This is a genomic window from Phocaeicola sp. GP0067 (assembly GCF_031119655.1).
In the GTDB taxonomy this organism is placed as follows: Bacteria; Bacteroidota; Bacteroidia; order Bacteroidales; family Bacteroidaceae; genus Phocaeicola; species Phocaeicola vulgatus.
The window spans coordinates 40220-65030 of sequence record NZ_JAVHZY010000024.1; the positions used below are offsets into that span (position 1 = coordinate 40220).

The 24811-nt window shown below is 43.8% G+C and carries 27 protein-coding genes; 14 read left to right on the forward strand and 13 right to left on the reverse strand.

All coding sequences use genetic code 11. The annotated features are described in order from the left end of the window. Positions 1-6 precede the first annotated feature (6 nt). Both RE317_RS16175 and RE317_RS16180 read right to left on the reverse strand, forming a co-directional pair. Positions 7-210, reverse strand: a complete 204-nt coding sequence (locus RE317_RS16175; protein ID WP_005841594.1) for a twin-arginine translocase TatA/TatE family subunit — start codon at positions 208-210, stop codon at positions 7-9. A 147-nt stretch (positions 211-357) separates the two neighbouring features. Then, positions 358-867 carry a hypothetical protein gene (locus tag RE317_RS16180; RefSeq protein WP_005841596.1) on the reverse strand — a complete coding sequence of 170 codons (510 nt, stop codon included), beginning with the start codon at positions 865-867 and terminating at the stop codon, positions 358-360. A gap of 133 nt (positions 868-1000) precedes the next feature. On the opposite strand from RE317_RS16180, the gene RE317_RS16185 reads away from it, so the two are divergent. Both RE317_RS16185 and RE317_RS16190 read left to right on the forward strand, forming a co-directional pair. Next, positions 1001-1483 (forward strand): hypothetical protein, encoded by a 483-nt coding sequence (locus tag RE317_RS16185; protein WP_008670078.1) that lies wholly within the window; start codon positions 1001-1003, stop codon positions 1481-1483. Between the two features lie 78 nt (positions 1484-1561). Then, a complete protein-coding gene (locus RE317_RS16190) occupies positions 1562-2851 on the forward strand; it encodes a DUF4010 domain-containing protein (RefSeq protein WP_008670079.1) in 1290 nt (429 codons plus the stop codon). A gap of 91 nt (positions 2852-2942) precedes the next feature. On the opposite strand, the gene RE317_RS16195 is transcribed toward RE317_RS16190, so the two are convergent. The 3 genes from RE317_RS16195 to RE317_RS16205 form a co-directional block, all read right to left on the reverse strand. Beyond that, complete coding sequence (locus RE317_RS16195; RefSeq protein ID WP_005852123.1) at positions 2943-3929, reverse strand: YeiH family protein; 987 nt, start codon at positions 3927-3929, stop codon at positions 2943-2945. 88 nt (positions 3930-4017) lie between these two features. Next, positions 4018-4914: a LysR substrate-binding domain-containing protein gene (locus RE317_RS16200; RefSeq protein WP_005841603.1), complete on the reverse strand. Its 897-nt coding sequence runs from the start codon at positions 4912-4914 to the stop codon at positions 4018-4020. A gap of 12 nt (positions 4915-4926) precedes the next feature. Beyond that, on the reverse strand, positions 4927-5508 hold the full coding sequence (locus RE317_RS16205) for a DUF6621 family protein (RefSeq protein ID WP_005841605.1): 582 nt from the start codon (positions 5506-5508) through the stop codon (positions 4927-4929). 274 nt (positions 5509-5782) lie between these two features. Here RE317_RS16205 and clpB point away from each other — a divergent pair, with 274 nt between their 5' ends. The 8 genes from clpB to RE317_RS16245 all read left to right on the forward strand — a co-directional run bounded on the left by clpB (position 5783) and on the right by RE317_RS16245 (position 15433). Then, on the forward strand, positions 5783-8371 hold the full coding sequence (gene clpB / locus RE317_RS16210) for an ATP-dependent chaperone ClpB (protein ID WP_005841607.1): 2589 nt from the start codon (positions 5783-5785) through the stop codon (positions 8369-8371). Positions 8372-8803: 432 nt separating this feature from the next. After that, positions 8804-9979, forward strand: a complete 1176-nt coding sequence (locus tag RE317_RS16215) for a helix-turn-helix domain-containing protein (protein ID WP_008670084.1) — start codon at positions 8804-8806, stop codon at positions 9977-9979. Positions 9980-10332: 353 nt separating this feature from the next. Next, complete coding sequence (locus tag RE317_RS16220) at positions 10333-10593, forward strand: hypothetical protein (RefSeq protein ID WP_008670085.1); 261 nt, start codon at positions 10333-10335, stop codon at positions 10591-10593. Continuing rightward, complete coding sequence (locus RE317_RS16225; protein WP_005852136.1) at positions 10590-10721, forward strand: hypothetical protein; 132 nt, start codon at positions 10590-10592, stop codon at positions 10719-10721. Before RE317_RS16220 ends, RE317_RS16225 begins: the two co-directional genes overlap by 4 nt. A gap of 22 nt (positions 10722-10743) precedes the next feature. Beyond that, complete coding sequence (locus RE317_RS16230; RefSeq protein ID WP_117873497.1) at positions 10744-11643, forward strand: fimbrillin family protein; 900 nt, start codon at positions 10744-10746, stop codon at positions 11641-11643. A gap of 69 nt (positions 11644-11712) precedes the next feature. Further along, a complete protein-coding gene (locus RE317_RS16235) occupies positions 11713-14226 on the forward strand; it encodes a leucine-rich repeat protein (protein WP_258968779.1) in 2514 nt (837 codons plus the stop codon). A 124-nt stretch (positions 14227-14350) separates the two neighbouring features. Continuing rightward, a complete protein-coding gene (locus RE317_RS16240; RefSeq protein ID WP_008781651.1) occupies positions 14351-15244 on the forward strand; it encodes a fimbrillin family protein in 894 nt (297 codons plus the stop codon). A 48-nt stretch (positions 15245-15292) separates the two neighbouring features. Next, positions 15293-15433, forward strand: a complete 141-nt coding sequence (locus tag RE317_RS16245) for a hypothetical protein (RefSeq protein ID WP_005852143.1) — start codon at positions 15293-15295, stop codon at positions 15431-15433. A gap of 304 nt (positions 15434-15737) precedes the next feature. On the opposite strand, the gene RE317_RS16250 is transcribed toward RE317_RS16245, so the two are convergent. The 6 genes from RE317_RS16250 to nusB all read right to left on the reverse strand — a co-directional run bounded on the left by RE317_RS16250 (position 15738) and on the right by nusB (position 19615). Then, entirely contained in the window at positions 15738-16001 is a 264-nt protein-coding gene (locus RE317_RS16250; RefSeq protein ID WP_032939774.1) for a hypothetical protein, read from the reverse strand. Between the two features lie 196 nt (positions 16002-16197). Then, on the reverse strand, positions 16198-16635 hold the full coding sequence (locus tag RE317_RS16255; RefSeq protein WP_008671167.1) for a DUF5606 domain-containing protein: 438 nt from the start codon (positions 16633-16635) through the stop codon (positions 16198-16200). Between the two features lie 66 nt (positions 16636-16701). Next, a complete protein-coding gene (gene coaE / locus RE317_RS16260; RefSeq protein ID WP_005852248.1) occupies positions 16702-17298 on the reverse strand; it encodes a dephospho-CoA kinase in 597 nt (198 codons plus the stop codon). Then, positions 17291-18304 (reverse strand): CdaR family protein, encoded by a 1014-nt coding sequence (locus RE317_RS16265; RefSeq protein WP_005852250.1) that lies wholly within the window; start codon positions 18302-18304, stop codon positions 17291-17293. The genes coaE and RE317_RS16265 overlap by 8 nt, the downstream gene beginning before the upstream one ends. 13 nt (positions 18305-18317) lie before the next feature. Further along, complete coding sequence (yajC, locus tag RE317_RS16270) at positions 18318-18632, reverse strand: preprotein translocase subunit YajC (protein WP_005841619.1); 315 nt, start codon at positions 18630-18632, stop codon at positions 18318-18320. Between the two features lie 56 nt (positions 18633-18688). Next, on the reverse strand, positions 18689-19615 hold the full coding sequence (gene nusB / locus RE317_RS16275) for a transcription antitermination factor NusB (RefSeq protein WP_005841621.1): 927 nt from the start codon (positions 19613-19615) through the stop codon (positions 18689-18691). Between the two features lie 195 nt (positions 19616-19810). On the opposite strand from nusB, the gene RE317_RS16280 reads away from it, so the two are divergent. From RE317_RS16280 to RE317_RS16295, 4 genes are all read left to right on the forward strand, one after another. After that, on the forward strand, positions 19811-20194 hold the full coding sequence (locus tag RE317_RS16280; RefSeq protein WP_005841624.1) for a PUR family DNA/RNA-binding protein: 384 nt from the start codon (positions 19811-19813) through the stop codon (positions 20192-20194). Positions 20195-20374: 180 nt separating this feature from the next. Further along, positions 20375-20971: a 50S ribosomal protein L25/general stress protein Ctc gene (locus RE317_RS16285; RefSeq protein ID WP_005841626.1), complete on the forward strand. Its 597-nt coding sequence runs from the start codon at positions 20375-20377 to the stop codon at positions 20969-20971. Between the two features lie 24 nt (positions 20972-20995). Then, on the forward strand, positions 20996-21559 hold the full coding sequence (gene pth / locus RE317_RS16290; RefSeq protein WP_005841628.1) for an aminoacyl-tRNA hydrolase: 564 nt from the start codon (positions 20996-20998) through the stop codon (positions 21557-21559). After that, entirely contained in the window at positions 21559-21987 is a 429-nt protein-coding gene (locus tag RE317_RS16295) for an RNA-binding S4 domain-containing protein (RefSeq protein WP_005841630.1), read from the forward strand. Before pth ends, RE317_RS16295 begins: the two co-directional genes overlap by 1 nt. A gap of 90 nt (positions 21988-22077) precedes the next feature. Here RE317_RS16295 and RE317_RS16300 read toward each other — a convergent pair whose 3' ends face one another. After that, positions 22078-22503: an HIT family protein gene (locus tag RE317_RS16300; RefSeq protein WP_005852253.1), complete on the reverse strand. Its 426-nt coding sequence runs from the start codon at positions 22501-22503 to the stop codon at positions 22078-22080. A 24-nt stretch (positions 22504-22527) separates the two neighbouring features. Further along, complete coding sequence (locus tag RE317_RS16305) at positions 22528-24795, reverse strand: cation:proton antiporter (protein WP_008671173.1); 2268 nt, start codon at positions 24793-24795, stop codon at positions 22528-22530. Positions 24796-24811: the final 16 nt, after the last annotated feature.

Here is a 24811-nt window from a genome sequence, read left to right on the forward strand (position 1 = left end):
CATTTGTCACTCTTTCGTTTCCCCTTTCTTATCTTTTCCATCTATATCATCCTCCACCCCGTTCATCCCTTCCTTAAAACTCTTAACCCCTTTGCCCAACCCCTTCATCAGTTCGGGTATCTTCTTCCCACCAAAGAATAAAAGAACAATCAATGCAATGAATAATATTTCCTGCATTCCTAATCCTAAAAATAATAATGTGCCTGTCATTTTATCTATTAACTATTAAATGATTTATCAAAAAACAAAGTCATCCATTTACCGGGATCTCCATCCATGACAGCTACCAGAACATAGCCAGCGCCACCATTTTCAGGCTGTTTCACAATTTGCAGCATAACATCAAATGTTTACAACTTATCTTTTTGCAATAGCTTTCAACAAAGCATAGCCACCAAAAATCTGGAGCAACATGCCCGGAATTCCAATCCGGAAATCCTGTGCCGCCAAATAGAAATCACCGACAAGAGCCCATTCTATCAAGGTACCCACCACCTGATATGCCATAACAGTCCCCAGCAATGCAGGAATCGTAATCTTACGGAAACGATCTGCCATATATCCCGCCACCAACGCCAACAATACCGACTTTACCAATATAGCCGGAAGTATGGTCACAGAAGGCATTCCAAACAAGAAGCTATTGACAAGCGGAGAAAGAACAGCCGTCAACATCCCCACTTTGAATCCATATTTATAAGCACCTATTAATGTGAAGAAATAAATGGGTAACATAGCAGGTCCACCCAAATGCACCAAATGACAAAGTTGCGGCAATACCACATTACCTACAATAAACACGAATGCAAATAAATAAGTATTTGCGTTTGTGTAATTTAACGAATAGAGTTTTGTTGTTGATTCCATGAATACTAACCTTTCATTTAATTTCTGCAAATATAATCATTTCATAAAGCAAGCTCAATCTTTTTTTTCCCTTTTCTTGTTTATATTATCAAATATTCTTCTATCTTCGCAATAGATTGATAAAATTACAACTATGAAATATTATAAATTCATCTATTTTTTAGCCTTCGTCCTTGGAATGTCAACATGGGCACAGGCACAAAGTACTCCTTGTACCGGAAATGCATATAGCACAAACGCAGACTTCTTCCGTGCCTCAGCATCAGCTCAGAGCGGTGATGCCACTGCCTCCAAAAAGAAGGCGGTCATTGCAGCCCGTACTGCAATAACCAGCCAGATCAAAGCAAAGGCGGAAATGGCTGCCAAGTCTCAAAAAAAATTCGGTAATGCAGAGTGGGAACAGTTCTCAGATCTGATCCATATGGCTACCCAGCAAGAGGCTGCTAACTTAAAAGTAGTCTGTGAAAACAGCCGGCAGAGCGGTGGTAAATATAAAACAGACGTTGTGGTAGAATTGCCTAAAGCAGGAGTTCTGTCCACAATCATCAACCAAATAAAAAGTGATGATAAATTAAAAGGACTTTTTGAAGAAAGCCAGTTTAAGCAAGCGTTTTAAAGCCACTTGAATCCATCAGAGGAGTCAATGCAGTTTAAAAGGAAAAACCTATTACATCAACCTAATCTTGACAGATTTATGGAAAAGTTGTACGATTACCTTCCCCAGCAATTGGTTACTTTCATTCTGGTGACCTTGTTCTCTTTACTCATCGGTTTATCCCAACGGAGAATCAGCCTGAAACGAGAGGGGGAAACTACGCTTTTCGGCACAGACCGGACTTTTACTTTTATCGGCATTTTGGGATATCTCCTCTATATACTTGATCCTAAGGAAATGCATTTATTTATGGGAGGCGGAATAATTTTAGGTATGTTACTGGGCATCAATTATTATGTCAAGCAATCCCAGTTCCACGTGTTTGGAGTGACAACAATCATCATCGCCCTTATCACCTATTGTATGGCTCCTATCATAAGTACACAACCTTCCTGGTTTTACGTGATGATGGTAGTCACCGTGCTTCTTTTCACAGAAATGAAACACACCTTCACAGAACTTGTACAACGGATGCAGAATGATGAAATGATCACACTGGCAAAATTTCTGGCTATCAGCGGTATCATTTTGCCCATGCTACCCAAGGAACCTCTCATACCGGGTATCAATCTCACTCCATACACCATTTGGCTGGCTACTGTAGTCGTATCGGGTATCTCCTATTTGTCCTACCTGCTGAAGCAATATGTTTTCCGCGAATCAGGCACTTTGGTTTCGGGCATTATCGGTGGTCTGTATAGCAGCACCGCTACCATTTCCATCCTTGCCCGCAAATGCAAACGGGTACAAGCGCATGAAATACCGGAATATGTATCTGCCATGATGCTTGCTGTCAGCATGATGTTCTTACGTTTCATGATTTTGATCCTTATATTCAGCACTTCCATCTTTCTGAATATTTACCCCTATCTGCTCATCATGTCTGCAACCGCCGCCGGCATCGGCATATTCATCCATAAAAAGCATACTATAAAAGGCGAGCGCGAAGTTATTGAAGAAACGGAAACGGAAAGTAATCCACTGGAATTCAAAGTCGCTCTGATCTTTGCTTTATTATTTGTAGTATTTACATTTCTGACTCACTATACATTGGTTTATGCAGGAACAGGAGGTTTGAGTATTCTCTCCATTGCAACAGGATTAAGTGATATCACTCCTTTCATACTAAACCTGTTACAAGGCGGAAATATTCCGGCAACCATTGTAGGGGCCTGTATCATGCAAGCTATCATCAGCAACATCGTAGTGAATATGTTCTATGCCATATTTTTTTCCTCCCGCAGAAAAGAAATGCTACCTTATGTATGGAAAGGATTCCTCACTGTCATTGGAGTAAACGCTGTACTATTATTCATCTATTACTTCTAAATTATATTCTCATAAAAAAACATGCGGATAACAGGATTTTTCAGACAATCCATATCATCCGCATACTTTTTAATATTCTAATAAATCCCTATCAGAAAAGTAGAATATAAGCCAATGAACTAAGACTGATCACCGCCCAAAGAGCAACACCTTGAATCAGAGGTTTCATACCTACTTGCTTCAATACATCCATAGACAAGGAAGCTCCAATAAAGAACATGGTAATAATCAATCCTTTACGTGCCAGTCCGGAAACAGCCTGCCCGAATTGAGGCACACCATCCAGCACATAAGTATTCAGAACAATAGCCACAACAAAATAAAGGATAAACCAAGGAATGCTTACTTTCTTACCGCTTCCCTTGAAAATAAAAGAAGTAGCGAATGCCAAAGGAATAATCCAAAGTGCACGGGTCAGTTTGATTGTTGTCGCCACTTTCAACGCCTCTTCACCGTATGCCGCACCTGCTCCCACCACAGAACTCGTATCATGAATAGCAATAGCTGCCCAAGTACCAAACTGTTGTTGATCTAACCCAAACATATGGCCTAACACCGGAAAAATAAACAAAGCGATGGCATTCAATACAAAGATAGTAGCCAAAGCCACAGACATCTCACTATCTTTAGCTTTCAATACAGGACCCACAGCAGCAATAGCGCTTCCCCCACAAATTGCAGTACCCGAACTGATAAGATAAGCCGTATCACGATCTACCTTCAAAAGTTTATGCCCTATAAACATACCTATAATCATTGTACCGATTACAGAAATGATCGTGAATTCCATTCCTTCCTTACCGGAAGCCAGAGAAGCCTGAAGATTCATACCGAACCCCAATCCCACTACAGAATATTGCAACAAATATTTAGAAACCTTTTTATTGAACTTAGGATAGGCCTGTCCGCAAACTAATGCAAATATCAACCCCAGAAATAAAGATACGGGGGGAGTGACCCACTGGGAAAATGAAGCCAATACCGGAATATAGTCCATCAACAAAAAGACCGTTAACGTGGAAAGCAAACCTACATAAATAGTTTTGCTGTTTTGCTGTAAAGCTGTTACTGAAATCATATATTTTACTTTTTAACATTATTTCTCCATTTCGGGATGCAAAGGTAATATATGTTTCAAAAACAATCTAATCGTTTTTAATTATAAGTTATAACTTTTCCTTATAATGATTGGCAAATTGCATGAACAGAGCCGGGAGCCCTGTATCCTGCCCTTGCAATTGGACAAAATCAAATTCACGAAACATCACCAGGTCTTTTATATCCAATACTTTAAACTTCCCTGAATACAGTTCTTTATTAATAGACCGGATAGACAAAATCCCCATGCACTCACTATTTTCCAGAAATAATTTAATGCTCTCTGTACTTCCCAGGTGCATACGGATAGTAAGGTCCGATAACTTTATGTTGTGTTTATGCAAAGCGGTAATCAATACATCCAATGTTCCCGAACCTCTTTCACGAAGCACAAGAGGAACTTCTTTCAATTCATCCAAAGTTATCTCATCATAATCCATCCACTTACTATGAGTATGGACGATAGCCACCAGCTCATCTTGCAGAAAAGGAGTATATTTCAAATTAGGTTGCCGGGTATTTCCCTCTACCAGTGCCAAATCTATACGATGTTCCTGCAATGCCTTTTCCACCTCAGAGGAGTTCCCGCTGAAAAGTGATAAAGACACTTGCGGAAACTTCTCGATAAAGCGGGCCAGCAAAGGGGGAAGCACATATTGGGCAATTGTAGTACTGGCTCCCAAGCGCAACTCACCGGTATGCTCATTACGTAATAAGTTCATCTCGTACTCCAAGCGTCCGTAATCTTCCAAAATTTTCTCACAATGCTCCAACAACAACCTGCCTGCATCAGTCAGCAAGATCTTGTTCCCCATTCGCTCAAAAAGGCGTGTCTGGTACATCGTTTCCAATTCCTGAATATGCTTGGTTATAGCCGGCTGACTGATAAACAGCTCTTGCGAAGCCTTTGTAAAGCTGAGGTTTTTCGCAACACTACTGAATACTCTTAACCTGAAATCAGACATGTTTTTTAATGATTATAGTTCGTCTGCTTTAATTCCTAACGACTGTAAAACAGCGAATCCAAACATCTCCCACTGATAAGCGACTTCACTGGTTGGAGGATTCATACCGAATACCGTCATTTTTTCTTTTCCGTCCACCTTATTTAATATAGCAGGAACTTTATCTCCATATTCTTCTTCGGCAGGGACAATAATCACCCGTTTCACCTCTTTTGCATCAACCACCACTCTCAAAGACTCCAGAAACAACTCTTCGCGACTAGCCATATCCGATGGTTCGAAAGAATAAAGTGCAAACTCTCCCAACTGGCTTTTGAAAGCCACGTTATTTAATTCCTTTTCCAAATCCGACGGCTGAAAAGCATCCATTTTCTTACTTTCCTCGTCATAAATAAATAATACCTGAACTGCATTCTCCCCCAAGGGTATTCCACTATCCAGTGACAGACATTCCAACAACACCGGTAAATCCGCTTTCGGCAACTTACGGCCCACCACGTCACCAAAATGTTTGGATAAATCACCCGCCACCCTGTCTACATAGGCTACATCCACCAGAATTACAGTATCTGCAAACTTTATTTCATTTGTCATCTCGTTTTCATTTTATGATTTCGATGCTAAGATAGCAATTATCATCTGCTTGCAAAAAGAGTTATCTGCCTTTTTGTGTACAATTCGGACTTTTTTTCATTTAAAAGCCGGAGAGCCTGCCATTTTGTCTTCTTATTTTACTTCATTAGCTTTCTTTTTCTTTTTGGCAAACTATTTGACGATTATCAAATGAAATCGCAAAAGCCACTGAACAAAGCAGTGACAGTTACGTTTTCAATAGGTATTTGAATAATATTTAGAAAGGAGATACAATATGAATTTTAACAACTTCACAATTAAATCACAGGAGGCAGTGCAACAAGCGGTGAACGTAACTCAAGCCCGCGGACAGCAAGCTATCGAGCCTGTGCATCTGTTGGCCGGAGTACTGAAAGTAGGTGAAAACGTCACCAACTTCATTTTCCAGAAATTGGGAATGAACGCCCAGCAGATCGCATTGGTCATCGACAAGCAAATTGACTCACTGCCTAAGGTTTCGGGAGGAGAACCTTACCTTAGCCGTGAAAGCAACGAGATATTACAAAGAGCCGTACAGTATTCCAAAGAGATGGGTGACGAATTCGTTTCACTGGAAGCTATTATCCTGGCCTTGTTGAATGTAAAGAGTACTGTCGCTACCATATTGAAAGACGCGGGAATGACAGACAAAGAGCTGCGCTCCGCCATAGCAGAACTACGTAAAGGTGAAAAAGTAACTTCACAATCCAGTGAAGACACTTATCAATCCTTAAGCAAATATGCCATTAATTTGAATGAGGCTGCCCGCAGCGGAAAACTTGATCCGGTTATCGGGCGTGATGAAGAAATACGTAGGGTATTACAAATATTAAGCCGCCGTACCAAGAATAATCCGATTTTAATCGGTGAGCCGGGTACCGGTAAGACCGCCATTGTTGAAGGCTTGGCACACCGTATCATCCGAGGTGATGTACCCGACAACTTGAAGAACAAACAAATCTTCTCATTGGATATGGGCGCACTGGTTGCCGGAGCCAAATACAAAGGTGAATTTGAAGAACGTCTGAAATCTGTTGTCAATGAAGTAATCAAAGCCGAAGGCAGCATCATCCTGTTTATCGATGAAATCCATACCTTGGTCGGAGCCGGTAAAGGTGAAGGTGCCATGGATGCCGCCAATATATTAAAACCCGCCTTGGCCCGTGGTGAGCTCCGCAGCATCGGAGCCACTACTTTGGACGAATATCAGAAGTACTTCGAAAAGGACAAGGCATTGGAACGCCGGTTCCAAACCGTTATGGTAGCCGAACCGGACACGCTGAGCACCATCTCCATTCTCCGTGGGTTAAAAGAACGTTACGAAAACCATCACAAGGTACGTATCAAAGATGAAGCCATCATTGCCGCTGTAGAATTGAGTAACCGTTACATTACCGAACGTTTCCTTCCGGACAAGGCTATTGACCTGATGGATGAAGCTGCTGCCAAATTGCGTATGGAACGTGATTCCGTGCCTGAAGAACTGGATGAAATCTCACGTCACCTGAAACAACTGGAAATTGAACGTGAGGCCATCAAACGTGAAAAAGACGAGCCGAAATTACAACAACTGAATAAAGAGATTGCCGAACTGAAAGAACAGGAAACCTCTTACAAAGCCAAATGGCAGAGTGAAAAGGAACTGGTCAACAAGATTCAGCAAAACAAGCAGGAAATAGAACAATTGAAATTCGAAGCCGAGAAAGCGGAACGTGAGGGAGATTACGGTAAAGTAGCCGAAATCCGTTATGGGAAATTACAGGCTTTAGAGAACGAGATCAAGGATATTCAAGAAGACCTGAAACACAAGCAGGGTGACAGTGCCATGATAAAGGAAGAAGTTACCGCTGAGGACATTGCCGATGTTGTTTCACGGTGGACAGGGATACCGGTCAACAAGATGCTGCAAAGCGAACGTGACAAATTGCTTCATCTGGAGCAAGAATTACATTTGCGTGTGGTAGGTCAGGATGAAGCCATAGCAGCCGTATCCGATGCCGTACGCCGTAGCCGTGCCGGATTACAGGATCCGAAACGTCCGATAGGTTCATTCATCTTCCTGGGTACTACCGGTGTAGGTAAGACAGAACTTGCCAAAGCATTGGCCGACTACCTGTTTGATGACGAGAGTCTGATGACGCGTATCGACATGAGCGAATATCAGGAGAAACACTCTGTATCCCGTCTGATCGGAGCGCCTCCCGGATACGTAGGTTACGATGAAGGCGGTCAGTTGACAGAAGCCGTCCGACGCAAACCATACTCTGTGGTATTGTTTGATGAAATAGAAAAAGCACATCCCGATGTGTTCAATATTCTGCTGCAAGTTTTGGATGACGGACGTCTGACTGACAACAAGGGACGTACGGTAAACTTCAAGAATACAATTATCATCATGACTTCCAATCTGGGCAGCGCATACATTCAAAGCCAGTTCGAAAAGATTAATGACGAGAATCGCGAAGTGGTGATTGAAGAGACGAAGAAAGAGGTTATGTCCATGTTGAAAAAAACGATACGGCCGGAGTTTCTGAACCGTATAGATGAAACAATCATGTTCTTGCCTTTGAACAGAGAAGAGATAGAACAGATTGTGATGTTACAAATCAACGGTATCAAGAATATGCTGGCCGGCAACGGCATTACTTTGGAAATGACCGATGAGGCCGTCCGTTTCATTGCCAGCACAGGCTATGATCCCGAATTCGGCGCCCGTCCCGTGAAACGTGCCATCCAACGCTATTTGCTGAATGATTTGTCCAAAAAGCTATTGTCACAGGAAGTGGACCGAAGCAAACCGATTATCGTAGAAACAGCGGGTGACGGATTAAAATTCCGCAACTAGAATGTTACAAACAACCAGTAAAGATAAGGCCTTATCTTTACTGAGCAAAAGGGGTGTTCATCATGCACCCCTTTTTTCGTTAACTATAGCCCTCTATCTGCAATATTTTGAATATTTCCTTAACCAATATGTTTCCAATAGCTAAAAAACGGCAATAAGCTCATAAAACAGTTTAATCAGCCATCTCTACTTCCTTTTTTCATTTTTGTATAAGAAAAAGAAAACTGAAATACGGCAAGATTCAGAACAGTCTGTGTAGACTGGTATATTTTTTATTAACTCCATTTTTAATCATAAGAATTTCTCCAATCTATTCTTATTCGGCGGAAAAGGAGACAACGGGCATCATTATTTTTTCTTATTCTTTGAAAACCAATTATTTGGCACGCAATACAAAAAAGACTACTTTTGTAACCCTAACGATTTGAACACATGGATGAAACGACATATAAAATTTTGATGGGAACTTCAGCTTTCATAGTAGCGATGCTGGGAAGCATGCTAGCAACTACAACGATACCGCCGGAATGCGGATTAGAAAAGTTACGGAAGGCCCGTAATATCCTTGTGCCCTCTTATTTCGTACTCGCCCTTCTCAGTCTGGTATGCTGCTTTACGGGTTATGACCATCGTATTGAACCTGCCAGTACACTTTTCGTTGCATCGTTTCAGGCTTTTCTTTTTACCATATCCATGTTGGTTTTCATACGTCCGGGTGAAGTCAGATGGAGCATAGTGTTCCGACAGGCCGGAGGCATTGCAGCGGCAGGCATTATCCTGTTTGTCGCCTTGTTTTGTTTTATAGACTATTATTTGTGGTTCTTTTATACGGGCATCGCCGCTTATATTATCCAGTTAACTATCTATACCCGAAAATTCACGCAAGCTTACCGCAAGACGGTACAAGAGGTAGAGGACTATTATGATGAGGACGAAGAGAATCGTCTGGCATGGGTAAAGACCGGATTTTATAGTGCACTGGCTATTGGGATCATGGCTATACCCATTTTATTTTTTACCGACTGGTACAAATTCTTTGTTCCACTGTATGTGCTTTATTACAGCTTCATGGTGATGTGGTTCGTCAACTACTATCGCAGGATGAAATTTGCGATTCCGGTCATTGCGGCTGTTCCACCCGAAACAAAGATTTATGCACATCCGATGGAAACAGACATGGGCGAAACAGACAAGTCCGTAAAAGAGAACAAGGAAAAGTCAAAAACTGTTTTTCAAGAAAAAGAGCGGCTATTAAAAGAAAGATTACAAAAATATGTAGATGAGAAAGCATACTGTGAGAAGGATATCCCTTCCGGTATCGTGGTAGATTCTTTCGGAGTGTCCCAATCATTCTTCCGGCAATATATGAAAGACCATTACGGAATGGATTTCCGTCCGTGGCGCAAGGAGCTTCGTTTGCGCGAAGCAGCCCGTCTGTTTGCCGAAAATCCCGGATATACGATAGAAGAAGTATGTGAAATGGTAGGATACAACAATAGCGGTAATTTCAACAGAGATTTCAAAAAAATGATGGAAATGACTCCCAAAAGTTACTGTAAACAAATCTACTTAAAGAACACTGATGCGGAAATCGAAACATCCTCCTGACATCTTTGCCTTCCAAATCATCTTTCCCACATCCAGCGCATCAGATTACCGGTGAATGATGTGCCTGTTTTTTCTGAATGTCCTCAACTGCCACACTGTTTTTCGTACTTGGATAAAATTGTCTTTCGCTAATTAAACATTGTCTTTCGTTAGTTTTCCTGCTTTTCAGCATATAAAGAATTGTCTTTCATTGACTTGAACGAAAGACAATTGATTTTATTTGCAATCATTTACTTACATGTTATATTTTTGTGCAACACAAAAGCTTCTTCAGCAACCCGTTTTTTTCTCTTTCTGCACGAAAAACAGCCGCAAGGCATCCTATATAAAAAACACTAATATACCATACTGATATGAATGCATGGAAAACTATGCTTGTATACACACTACTGGCTATGGTTGCCGCACCGATGTTTGCGCCGGCAACAAACAAAGCTCCGCAAATGGTATTCCATTTTGTGGAGGAAAATAATATGTTCAAGGTGAAAACGGCAGAAAACGCAAAACAGGACGAACTGACCCTAACTGGCCTTCAAAAGCTGTCCGAAACAGCAGCCGCGTCCCAAGAAAAGACATCCAAGCCAATACACAGACGCCGGGTGGGGAACCGATGACCACCGCACCTGCATTTACCCGTGACGGAAACTGCGTGACAGCAGATGCCCGCAACAACACTCCGGCAGGTACAGCAACCATCACCGATTGGCAGGTACAGGAAGTGGTGAATATAACCATCAAGTAACAAATTTAAAATGACAAATAGTATGATGAAAACAAATTATCTGTTTATCGGCATGGCAGCCCTGATGATAGCCGCATGTAGCAATAATGAAAATGAACCGCAAGTGGATGACGGACGTATAGCCGTTTCCTTTGCCGGAGAAATCACGCTTCCCCGCGCCACGACCGACACATGGGAGGCAAACGACGGTATCGGTATCTATATGCTGGAACACGGAATGAAGACAGTGACGGACGACGCCACCAACCGCAAGTATGTGACCACCGCCGGAGATGGAAAGTTTACACCTGCCGGAACAGAACAGACCATTTACTTTCCTTTGAATGCGGATGAGAAGGTGGACTTCATTGCTTACTACCCGCAAACCGACCTGACGGACGATATATATAAGGTGGATGTGAGCGACCAAAAGGCCCCTGCCGACATCGACCTGCTGCGGAGCGACAACGCCACGGGAAAGGACAAAAGTACCAATACTGTCGATTTGAAGTTCTTCCACCGCCTAAGCCGTGTGGAAGTAGAGTTGACCGCCGGTGAAGGCGTGAGTGATGCGGAACTGGCAGGCATGGGCATCACGCTGAGCAAACAGCCCGTAGCAGCAGACTTCAACGTGTTGCAGAACACGCTGACTGCCGGGCAGGACCTCGCCACCCTTACGTTGAACACGGCCGCCGATGGCAAGACCGCCTCCGCCATCATCCTGCCGCAAGAGGGTGCAAGCGGAAGGAATTTGAAACTAACCCTGACGGGCGGCACTGTATTGACATGGCCGGTGGAAGCCGAGCGTACCTTCGAGCAAGGCAAGAAAACTGTTTTCACCATTACGCTGAAACGCACACCTGTAGGTACGGAAGTGGAAGTGAATGCCACGATCCAACCGTGGGACACGCAAGGCACAGTGTCGGGTAATTTGGAAATCTGATTTTGACAAACAACAAAAACTCATGATATGAAAGCAACAAGATACTTATTCACCTTTTTGGTGCTGGCCATGCTGGCACTGACGGCTTGCCACAACGACGACCTGCCGGGCGGCAACACCCTGCCCGAAGGCGCGGTACACATCACCGCCGACATCGAGGGAGTGCAGACACGCGCGCCGCAGCTCGATGCCGACGGCGCAGGCTCATTCGAGCCTGCCGATGAATGGGGCATGTACACTTTTACCGGAGATGCCACATCCCCGGCATACAGTAACCAAAACATCGCTTACCGGGCCGGCAACAGCAATCCGCTCTATTGGAAAGACCTGAGTGAAACGGAAGCGGTCACTTTCTCCGCCCACTACCCACGCATCACGAACACCATGCCAGACATTGACGATCCGGCGGCATACCTATATATGCCCCAAGCGTGGAACCACACGGACGACCTGCTCCACGCCACCGCCACCGCAAGCAAGGGCAAAACGGTGGCACTGACATTCAAGCATCTGATGCACCGGCTCGTCATCAACCTAGCAGCGGGCGATGGCATGACCGGCACGAACTTGTCTTCCGCCCTAATAAACTCCGTGGCAAAGAATGGCGCGCCAACGATGTTTGCCAGCGTGGAGGTGAACCTGCTGACCGGCGTGGTGAACTACGACCGGGTAGATGGCAGTGTAATCCTCAGTAACGAAGGTGGCGCCAATGCCGACTGGAAAGTAGCACCGCAAGACCTCACCGCAGGTGCGGAATGGCTCAGAATAACCGTAGGCGAGGATGTGTGGTACTATCATGTACCTGCCGACCTGAACACTGCCGAACCCGGCAACCAAACCCGCCTCGAAAGCGGCAAGCGGCTCACCCTCAACCTCAAGCTGAAGAAAAAATCCGGCACGGGCGACACTGAAGTGGAACTCACCGGCAGCAACATCTCCGGCTGGGACACGCAGCCGGAGATTACGGATGAAGTGGTGATAGGCGGCGGTACTTCCGGCATCACCACCTACGAAGCCCTGCACGAAGCCCTGCAGACGGGCGGCGGCTCGGCCGACGCCCCTACGCTCATTACGCTGGGCAGCGACATCACGATACCCGCAGGAGGTAGTAGTAGCAGCCGCACATACATAAACGGCAGCGGCTACTTCAAGATAGACGGCGGCGGCCACACCCTCGCTTGGGAAGCGGGCAGCTATTACTTCCTCGGAAATGCCAATACCGACGCTGATGCCGTCTATATCGAACTCACCAATATCAAGTTGGTTCAAGCTCCAAACTCATATTCTGCCGTGGTAGGTGTTTGTAACGGCAGGATTACGCTGGGCGGGAACGTGATATTGGACGGCAACGGTAATATGCCTGTGATTGTGGTTTCCGACGAGAAAGCAGCATTGGAACTGGGTGACGGCTGCGAATTGTCTTACGCGGCAGGCAGTTCGGGCTGTGCAAAAGTCATGGAGGGCGCCACCCTCGTGCTGAACGGGGGAAAGACCGCCGACGGGGCTTACATAAATCTAAACTGCATTCTGCCCGTTTCCAACCCCCTTATCTCCGTTCCGAAAGCCCTCACGGATGATGTGCACCTCAAGCTCTACTTGGTCGACATAATCTCCATCGCCGGGGGAACCGGCGGTTACCAACTGACGCAGGCGGACTGCGATCATTTGATAGTGAATCCAGAGTCAATGGTCAGCCTCTATGGAGGGCAGTCGATGAAATACGACGGCAACTTCGAGATTTACCTCGACCCGGCGGATCATCAAATCAAGCTGTGCCCGAAAGGTTTCCCACCCCCCACCTCCGGCGACATCGACATGACCTCCATGACCGCCGACGAAGCACAGCTAACTATCCGGGCCGCCCTCGCCGCAGGCTACACCGAAATCAAGCTGACGGGCGAACTTTCCAAGACAGGAATGGGCGATGGTCAGTTGGGTGCATTTGCCTATAATACGAAAATCACGAAATGCGACCTCAGCGGAGTGACGGGCTGGGGAACATCGGCAACACTGCCCGGCAGCGCCTTTGCAGGTTGCACTGCTTTGCAGGAGGTGGTGTTGCCCGGTGATGTGCAGGTAATCGGAGAATATGCTTTTTTCAATTGCACTGCGCTGACTACGGTGAATCTTCCGCAGCTCACCCGGATTGATCAATACGCATTTCAGGTATGCACTTCATTGGCGGAACTCACGCTGGATAATGTGGAAGCGATAGATTTGGCTGCTTTCTACGGATGCACGAGCCTCGAAACGCTCAAACTGCCGGCATGTACCCGGTTCGGCAATTATATCGTAACGGGCTGTAGCAGCCTCACCCGGATAGAAGCCGCAGCAGCCGGAGATTTCGTTAATATAGATGATGATACCAGCAATATAGGGAACACCAGCGTTTTTCAGAACAGAGCCGCTCATTCCGGAGCGAACGCATTCGACCCCGCCAATTGCGACCTCGTGCTGAACGCCGACAAAAAGCCCGATGGCACGGCCCTCCCCAAAGTCCACAACGGCAACGAATGGGCTGGGAAGAAAGGCAGCGGCTACCTCATGCAATGGAAGAGCATCAGCTTTGCGCAGCAGCCATAATCCGCACCTTTCCCGAAGCTGAACTTCGAGTCGGTCGAAGTTCAGCTTCGGCACCGCCAAAGTTCAACTTCGGGAACTTCAACCACAATCCATAAAAACAACGTAATTTAACAAACGCAACGATATGAAAATAATAAAAAAGAATATATGCCTTATCGCCATCCTGTCGGGTGTGGTCGGATTATCGGCCTGCTCGCAGGACGATGCACTGACTCCCGATAGCGGCACGGACAACGGCAACACCATCCGCTTCACTACCGCTATCGCCGGCTTCACGGGCAGCGATGCCGCCGCCGACCCCGCCACACGCGCCACCATCAACGACGACGGTAAGGGCAGCTTCAACAACGGTGACAAAACGGAGATATTCATCGCCCATGAGGACCGCCCCGAATCCGCTATGATATATCCCGCTATCTTCCGCAACGGCACATGGGAAGCCGACAACCTGACGTGGGAAGGATTCGGCAACAGCGCCGAGCTCAATTTCTTTGCCTTTTTCCCGGCACGCACCTACATGGAAACAATCCAAGAACTCACCCTGCCCACCGACCAGAGCACCGAGGAGCAATACGCCGCCACCGACCTGCTTCATGCCTCCTCCCTCCACCGTGTGGAAAGCGACGGTGCCGTTCCCCTCGACTTCCGCCACGTAATGTACCGCCTCACGGTCAGCCTCAGCCTTTCCGCCACGCCCGGCACGTTGACGCAGGAGGATGTGAATAACGCCACGATCGTGATAAAGAATATGCGTTCCACGGGTACTATAGGCTATGACGGCAAGGTGACTACCCACAGGACACTCTCCGACTTCACCCCTCTGAAATCCACTGACGGTGACGGCAACCGCTTCCGCGCCATCCTCTTCCCTCAGCCCGTCGTCAGCGACACCCCGTGGATAGAAATCACCGTGAGCGGTCAAATAATCACCTATGCCATCCCTGACGGACTGACCGAGCTGCGTGGCGGAGAGGAGCAGGTGGTGAACCTTGCGCTGACCAACAGCAGAACGAATTGAAACACTCCGGTGATCTGAAAAGGAAATATCGATCAAAACGATACCTATATGAAAGTAAAATGTTACAAAGGGTTGAAAGGCTGTGACACCGAGACTATCGAAGTTGAAAAATCTGCCATATTGAAAAACATAAGAAACTTATTCATCCGAAAAGAGTTCATTGAACTGGATAATCGTAAAAAAAGATAACCTACTGTTTTATTATCAAACATATACTGAAACTTCATACCTGTATGATATGTATCACTTGTAAGATATATAATCTTTCACCTGTAACATTACTAATCTTACAACCCACACATTAGTAACGTGTCGCCCCACACGTTACTAACCTTCCGACATGCAGGTTACTAACCTTTCAAACGTCCTGTTCTTTTCTGAAAAGAACAAGGTCTTTAAAAAAAGAACAAGACGTTTTCATTGAAAGAACAAGAGCTTTTTAAAATTTGACCTGTTGTTTTTTTCCATAACGGTATCTACATGCCGAAACGCCTTATTTTTCCTTCAGATCTTTCAGCCCCTCCGCAAACACCCTGCCCGTCGGCATTCCGGCTGAAGGATATACCTCACGAAATGTTTCAGCCGGAAAATATCCTTCAGAACAACCACTCCTCCGAAAATAAAACCGGCTGAAACATTTCCACTTGGCTGAAGGATTCCATAACCTCAATTCTTCAGCCGAAACGCCGACGGGCAGGGTGTTTGCGGAGAGGCTGAAAGATCTGAAGGATTTTTTAGGATATTCTCTACAGGGCATTATAAACGACCGTATCCCACTGAAAAAGGTAATATATGTTCATAGACAAAGTATGTGTACTTCATCGGTGAAGTAACACCACTTACTTCGCCGATGAAGTACACATACTTTTTTTACCAATAATGCCGGTAAACAAAAAGCCCGTCAAGCAGTTTACAATCTACTTGACAGGCCTTTCCCCTTCGCTTTATTTCAATTATTCAGCAGCAGCTTCCACTTTGTCAGCAGAATCTGCCGGAGCTTCTACAAATTCAGTAATACCATTGTTTACCAAAATATTGTACCATGAAATCAGTTTCTTGATATCTCCGTTATGGACACGGTCACGATCATAATTTGGCAAAACTTCTGCAAAATAAGCATGCAACTCATCGGCTGATGCTTTTTTATAATTGATAGAAGCAACCGCTCCATTCTCTTTCTTCTTTACCGCTTCCAGCACTTCGCTCAAAGGCACTTCTTCTGCATCTGTGTACATAGCAATATCCGCCAATGAGATAACTTTGTCATGAGCATAAGCAGGAACTCTTTTCTTAGCCGCGTCAACTGTTTCTACAATCAACATGTTCTTTCCTTGAGAAATCAATTTATATAATCCCGGTTTGCCCGCGATTGATAAAATGGTCTTTAACATACTATTCTATTTTATATTTATGGTTTGAGGAAGCAAAAGTACAATTCACCAATGAAACTCCCAAATTTATAGTATGAATTTTTCGGTTTTTAATTGTTCTACTATTCTGTTCAACTGGGGTATGAGCAATTGCACCCCGTCATTCACCACCGTGAAATCGGCCCGCCGACGCTTTTCTTCATCATCCATCTGGGCAGCAATACGTGCCCGGACTTGTTCCTCGCTGGCTCCATCACGATACATGGCACGCTGTATACGCAGTTCTACAGGTGCATAGACCATTATTACCGCATCTACCGTATCCTGAAAACCGGCCTCATACAAAATAGCTGATTCCATACCCACTATCTCACACTTTTCCTGACGTTCCACCCATACGGTAAAATCTTTCCGTACCCGGGGATGGATAATGGAATTGATTTGGAGCACATGCGCCGGATCGGAAAACAGATAGGAAGCCAGCAACGGCTTGTTTAACAGACCATCCTTATAAACCTCCTCACCTAACAAAGCAATCAGTTCCCCACGAATTCCGGCATCGGAAACAGTAAGGCGCTTCGCTTCATTATCCGCATTATACACTGGGATATGCATATCCTCCAGCAAATGGGAAATGTATGATTTTCCACTGCCGATGCCACCGGTAACCGCTATCTTAATCATTGAATTTAATTCGTTGTTCTATCAAATAATCCACCTCCTTGGGATTCAAACGGACGTGGTTCACATATCGGGGGATGGATTTGAGATTGACCGGACACTTCTCCCCCTTATTGTTCAACAAAGACTCATAAGTCACCCCGATAAAGAAATCCTCGGAAGTGATGGACTTGAAATGACTCAGACCTACCTGAAAAGTCACCTGAACCTTGGAGGGAAAAGTGCGAAGTACTTTATCGGGCGGAAAATTGATGCCACGTATAGGCACCTCCACACTTTTTTCAGCGTAAATATCTACCAATAAAGTCACATCATCAAAAGAGGGAATGAATTTCGCTCCACGTACATCGGCCAGATTCACCCTGCGACGAACGGTGTCTGCCACATCTTCAAAGTTCAATGCCTGTGTATAAGCAGCCGTGATGGTATCCAAAATCTCTTGAGGAGCATAAACCATCACTGAATCCGGCGAGTAAATGATATCCGAGATATAATACTGACGGTCCAAAGCCACCTTGCCTTGCAATTTCACGGGCACCTTCTTTGCCTTCCCTTTTGTATAAATAAACTCCACAGTATCCGGCCGTATGGTCAGCAATTTGGTTGTCTGATTCAACTGGACCGAAATCTTTTTCATTAAAGCTGAAACCGGAATCCGGACACGACTTCCTTTATCCTCATAGTCCTTAAAGTCCACAACAATGGGATAGAATGTCTGTCCCAGCATATAGTTAGCCAATACAGTTCCCCTGTCTTTCACGCCAATACGCAGTTCATCGGGAAGTTCGGAGGTCAGCACCACATCACTAGGTACATTCTTCAACCGTAACGGAACGGAGAATTCCGTTTCATAATCATCATTTAACACCTGAAGCAACCAAAAGCAGAAAGATACAAATACAAAAAACAAGAAAATCAGGAACTCCCTGCTATTACGGCTAAGCAGGAAGCTTCTGATTCTCTCTAAAGTCTTTAAATAGTAAATACGTATGTTCCTTTTGTCGAACATGTTGTTATGTCATTTACTTTGCCTGTTGTTGATTGGATGCAGCATTAGCGAAGATAGAATTTCTATCAATTTTAATCTTAACGCCTGACGCTATTTCCAAAACAACCGTATTATCTTCTATTTCTTTTATCTTTCCGTATATACCACCTGCAGTGATCACTTCCTGACCCACTTCCAGGTTCTTGCGGAAATTAGCAATTTCTTTCTGTTTTTTATTCTGAGGACGAATCATGAAGAAGTACATAATAGCGAAAATGGCTACCATCATAATAAGGAAAGAGTAATCTCCTCCACCCCCTGCCTGCAGAAATACAAATAATAAGTTCATACTTTCTATGTTTTTTAGTTTATAATACCGTTATTCTTCAATAACAAACAAAGATATTAATTTTTTGTTAGCTTATTCTCTTTTTTTAATGAATTAACGATTCCATCCAAAGTACCGTTAATAAAGCCACCGCTTTTCGGAGTGCTGTACAGTTTGGCTATTTCCACGTACTCATTCAGTGAAACGCTGACCGGGATATTGGGAAAACTCAGGATTTCAGCCAAAGCGATCTGCATAATGACCACATCCATGAAAGCCACACGGTCTAAATCCCAGTTCTTTGTATTTTCGCTAATCAGATGACGATAATAATCGGCATTCAAGATAGTACGACGGAACAAACGGCGCGCGAAGTCTTGATCCTCCTCATCTTTAAATTCCGGCAACAATTCCTGTTTTGCACCATTCTTCTCATCGAAACGCTTGATGGTCTTCAACACAAAGGTATCCACGATTTCCTTATCATCATTCCAATACAAACTTTGGTCCTCCAAAACCTGATCCAGTTCGATATTATTAAAAATAATATTTTTATATAGCTTGCGCCACAATTCACGGTCTTCCTCATACGAAGAAGTCTCACTGGCCATATATTCCTTATATATATCGCTTTCTAAGATTTTATCACATAAAGTCTTTACGAAATCAGCTTCATTCTCCCAAGTTTTCTTCTGATTGTTCGAAAACTCCAGCAGCTGTTTGTTTACCTCCAGCTGTGCAATAAAGCGGTTTTCCACAAATTTGGTGTTGGGAAACAATTCTTCCTTAGTAGGGACCAGTTTGTTTTTCGCAGCATTCAGTCGTTTGTTAGCCTGTTTAGTTACCTCTACCATTAAAAGCAGCAGATAGTTGTATAAGTCATACGCTTTAGAAAGGCTGAAAAATAACTCTTTTTCCGCTGTATCCAAGTTTTTGCCTCCGTTCTGATAATAAGCATAGACTATCTGAACTATCTTAAGACGAATAAGAACTCTATTTATCATAATTCACATAAAATTATTAAGGAGTTGCAAAAGTAGGTATTTTCATTGATTTTACATAACATAATTACATTTTTTAATGTAAAATTTACATAGAGCTATCTAAATCGCTTTTTTCATCGAAGTTTATCCGCAAATTCTTTGCCCATTTAAAAAAAATGTCCAATTTTGAAGCCGATTTATAAAGATACTTAAGTTATGGAAGATTATAAAAAGAAAAGTGTAGTGGATGGTGACAAAGAAATTGTTTTTTCAAAAGCAATTAAAGCCGGCAAACGTATTTATTATTTAGATGTGAAGAAAAACCGAAAAGATGAAATGTTTTTGGCTATTACCGAAAGCAAGAAGATTGTTTCGGGAGAAGGTGATGACTCGCAAGTAAGCTTCGAAAAACATAAGATTTTTCTATATAAAGAAGATTTTGAGAAGTTCATGAACGGTTTACAACAGGCTATACAGTTTATTGCCGAAGAGCAAGGTCCTATTGAACCTCATCACACTGAAAATGAAGAACAGGAAACGACCGAAGACGCTCACAAGCCGCTTAGTCCGAATGAAATTAAAATAGATATCGATTTCTGATTCCAACCGATAAAGAAAGCACAATGATAAAAAAATTGTGCTTTCTTTTTGTCAAGTCGGAAATAAGCAGTAATTTTGCACCGCTTTTTCAAGCTCATCGTGTGATATACCACATCGTGTGATGGCGAATTAAGCAATAAGATCAACTTAATTTAGAGTAACACAAAAAATTAAAAAACAATGAAATCAATTGAAATTAAAGGTACTGTCAGAACAGACGTAGGAAAGAAAGCAACTCACGAATTGCGTAAGAACAATGGTGTTCCTTGTGTATTGTATGGAGTGCAGAAAGACGAAAACGGCTTGCCCGTAGCTACTCACTTCTCCGTGCCCACCGAAGGACTCCGTAACTTGGTATACACACCGCACATCTATGTTGTAGACTTGAACATTGACGGTAAAATAGTAAACGCTATTTTGAAAGATATCCAGTTCCATCCTGTAACGGATGCAATCCTTCACGTTGACTTCTATCAGATTGATGAAGCTAAACCCATCGTTATGGAAGTTCCTGTTCAATTGGAAGGTTTGGCAGAAGGTGTACGTGCCGGTGGTAAATTGGCATTACAGTTGCGTAAACTGAAAGTGAAAGCTTTATACAATGTAATTCCTGAACGTCTGGTTGTTGATGTAACTTCTTTGGGTCTGGGCAAGACTGTCAAAGTGGGCGAATTAAGCTATGAAGGTTTGGAATTGATTAACGCTAAAGAAGCCGTTGTTTGTGCAGTTAAATTGACTCGTGCCGCTCGTGGTGCTGCTGCAACTGCCGGCAAATAATCAGTAACCTTTTAATCCTTATCAATGAAATATTTGATTACAGGACTGGGTAATATAGGTGAAGAATACCGAAATACCCGTCACAACATAGGATTCACAGTATTGGACGCCCTTGCAAAGGCGTCCAATCTTGTTTTTACCGACGGACGTTATGGGGCTACTGCCACCCTCTCGCTCAAAGGACGCCAGCTTATCCTGCTGAAACCGTCTACTTACATGAACCTGAGTGGAAATGCAGTGCGCTACTGGATGCAGAAAGAAAACATTCCGTTGGAAAATGTGTTGATAGTGGTGGACGACCTCGCCCTTCCTTTCGGTACACTACGCCTGAAAGGAAAAGGCAGCGATGCCGGACACAATGGTTTGAAACATATAGCTGCTACGCTGGGTACACAGGATTATGCCCGTCTGCGCTTTGGTATCGGCAACGATTTTCCCCGTGGCGGACAAATAGATTTTGTATTAGGTCACTTCACTGATGAAGATTTGAAGACCATGGACGAACGTGTAGCAACGGCTTGCGACATAATTAAGAGTTTTTGTCTGGCAGGCATCAGTATAACAATGAACCAATACAATAAAAAGTAATGGCTGAAGCAAGAATTGATAAATGGCTGTGGGCCTCACGTATATTCAAGACCCGTACTATCGCTGCCGAAGCATGCAAGAAAGGACGGGTTTCCATCAACGGTACTCAGGTGAAGCCGTCGAGAATGATAAAGCCGGGAGAAGTGATACAGGTAAAGAAACCGCCTGTCACGTACTCATTTAAAGTTTTACAGGCAATAGAGAAACGTATAGGTGCCAAATTGGTTCCTGAAATTCTGGAGAATGTAACGACTCCGGAGCAATATGAATTACTGGAAATGAGCAGAATCAGCGGTTTTGTTGATCGCGCCCGCGGAACAGGGCGTCCCACCAAGAAGGACCGTCGCAGCATGGAAGAATTCATTACTCCTGAATATTTCGGTGATGATGACTTCGACTTTGAATTTGATTTCGAAGAACAAGAATAGATAGTGATTAATGGTTAGTGATTGTAGGTGTATGCATCTGCTATTAATCACTAGCCATTAACTACTATCTATCTGTTAATCATTTCACTACTACAGATTTTTCTTTATAGCTTCAATCATTTCTTGGTATTCCGCATCAGTCAGATAAACTTTTCCCGGATTCATCTGAAATACACCTCCATAATCAGGTCCGTCCACATACTTGGGAGCCAGATGAAAATGCAGGTGAGAAAGTTTGTCACTATATGCTCCGTAATTTATTTTTTCAGGGTGGAAAGCCTTGTCCATAGCACGGGTCACACGGGCAACATCTGCCATAAATGCATTACGTTCTTCATCACTCAGTTCAAACAAGTCGTTTACATGATCTTTATAAGCAACAAGGCAACGTCCGCGATAGGTTTGTTCCTTAAACAGGAATACGCGTGAAACACTCAGTGGAGCTATTTCAATCATTAAATTGTGCAATGTCTCATTGTTCTGACAATACAGACAATCTTTAGGATCACTTTTCATGGTTTTCTTATGTATTAAAATTAATTATTCTTCCTCTTTTTCTTTCTTACCCAACAAACGGTACACATCCTCCCGTTCGCCTACCACCCATACCACATCTCCTTCCGTAAAAGGTACATTGATATCAGGGGTCATCAGCGTACTATCTTCTTTTTCGACGCCTACCACCAGACATTTGTACTCATCCCGGATACCACTTTCTTTAATATTTTTACCCAAGAAAAATGAGTTACGATCTATAATGAACTGTTTCAGATTCATTTCACGCCTTTCCAAATCTTCCTCTTCAGCGGCGGCTGATACTCTTTCTGCCTGACGGGCAAACTCGCCCAACTGCTCATCCGTACCGATTACCTGTATGGTGTCACCGGGAAACAGACGTACATTCGCCCCCGGAATATTAATACGATGCATTCCACGAATGATAGATGCCACATGTACTCCGTATTTATGCCCCAAATTCAACTCTCTTAACGTATATCCCGCCCATAAGGAATCCGCAGGTATCTCAAAATCCGAAAGATGTAAGTCGCGGGACAACAAATGTCCTTCATACTCAGGACGCTTCTGACCTGTGAACTCAGCATGCACATCCCTGAAACGCAAATTCTGAATAAAAGTACGCTCCATGAATATAGATTGCTTCTTCAGCCATCGCGAGAACATCATCATACCTACCAAAACAACGGCTATACCGATCAGCAAAGTCGTGGAAGTCTGAAAAAGTTTCTCTATAACAAACATCACAAACATGACAGCTATCACTATACGGAGTAAAATGGTAGAAATTAAGGGAGCCCGGTTGAAACGGCTATCCTGCCATAACGCCTGGAACTCTACAGAGTGGTTTTTTTTCATGATAATGGCACGCAAGAAAGGTGCGATGCAAACGATAGTAAAAACAGTTCCTGCCAGATTGGCCCAAAAGACAGGCAGACTAGCCCGGAACAATGGAATAATAAAATGGAATGAAAGTGTAATCATAGCTATACACAATACAGAATAAACAGCTACGATCCTAGCTATGGCAACCAACAATTTCTTCCAATTGTTTTCATGATTCACCGTTTGTGATCCCGATGAATAACGCTCAAGCATTTTTTTCCATTTGCCGGGCAGACGTTTCTCTACTATATGATAAGCAGGTATCGCCAAACGTATCATATACGGGGTCAGAAATGTGGTAATGACCGAAACAGCCACCACAATAGGATATAAGAAATCACTGGTTACTTTCAGACTTACCCCCAACGAAGCGATAATAAATGCAAATTCACCAATCTGGGTCAGACTGAAGCCACATTGCATGGCAACTTTCAACGGCTGTCCCGACAAAATCACGCCACCTGTACCAAAAATAACCTGCCCAAGCAGAATGGCCAATGTAATAATCACAATGGGCCATATATATTCTACAATCATGGCAGGGTCTACCATCATTCCCACAGATACAAAGAAAATGGCTCCAAACAAATCCTTTACAGGGGCCACAAGCTTCTCTATATTTTCGGCCTCTACCGTTTCTGCCAAAATAGACCCCATTATAAAAGCTCCAAACGCAGCCGAAAATCCAACCTTGGCCGCCACAACTACCATACCGAAGCACAATGCCAGCGAAACAATCAGCAATGTTTCATTTGCCATCCACTTGCGGGAACGCTTCAAAAATGTAGGAATGATATAAATACCTACCACAAACCACAATATAAGGAAGAATAATAATTTGGCAATACTATATACCATTTCACTGCCCTCGAAATTCTGACTCACTGCCATTGTACTCAACATAACCATCAAAACAATAGCCAATATATCTTCCAATATCAAAATACTAAGAACCAAGCCGGCAAACCGTTGCTGCCTCAATCCCAAATCATCAAAAGCCTTATAGATAATAGTCGTGGAGGACATGGCCAACATACCTCCCAAATACAGACAGTCCATGCGTTGCCACCCGAAAGACCACCCTACAAAAATCCCAACCAATATCATACAAAATATAATGGTACACGCCGCAATGACCGCCGTCCCCCCTACCTTCACCAGTTTCTTGAAACTAAATTCCAACCCTAGAGCGAACAACAAGAATATCACACCAATCTCCGACCATGTATGGATATTGGCCACATCAATGACCGACGGAGTAAGAGGAACATGGGGACTTGCCAAAAAGCCGGCTACGATATAGCCGAGAACAAGAGGTTGCTTTAACCGTTTAAAGACGAGCGTCATGACACCGGCGCAGATCAGAATCAAAGCCAAATCACTTATCAATGGAGCCAATTCAGACATAGCTAATAAATTTTTG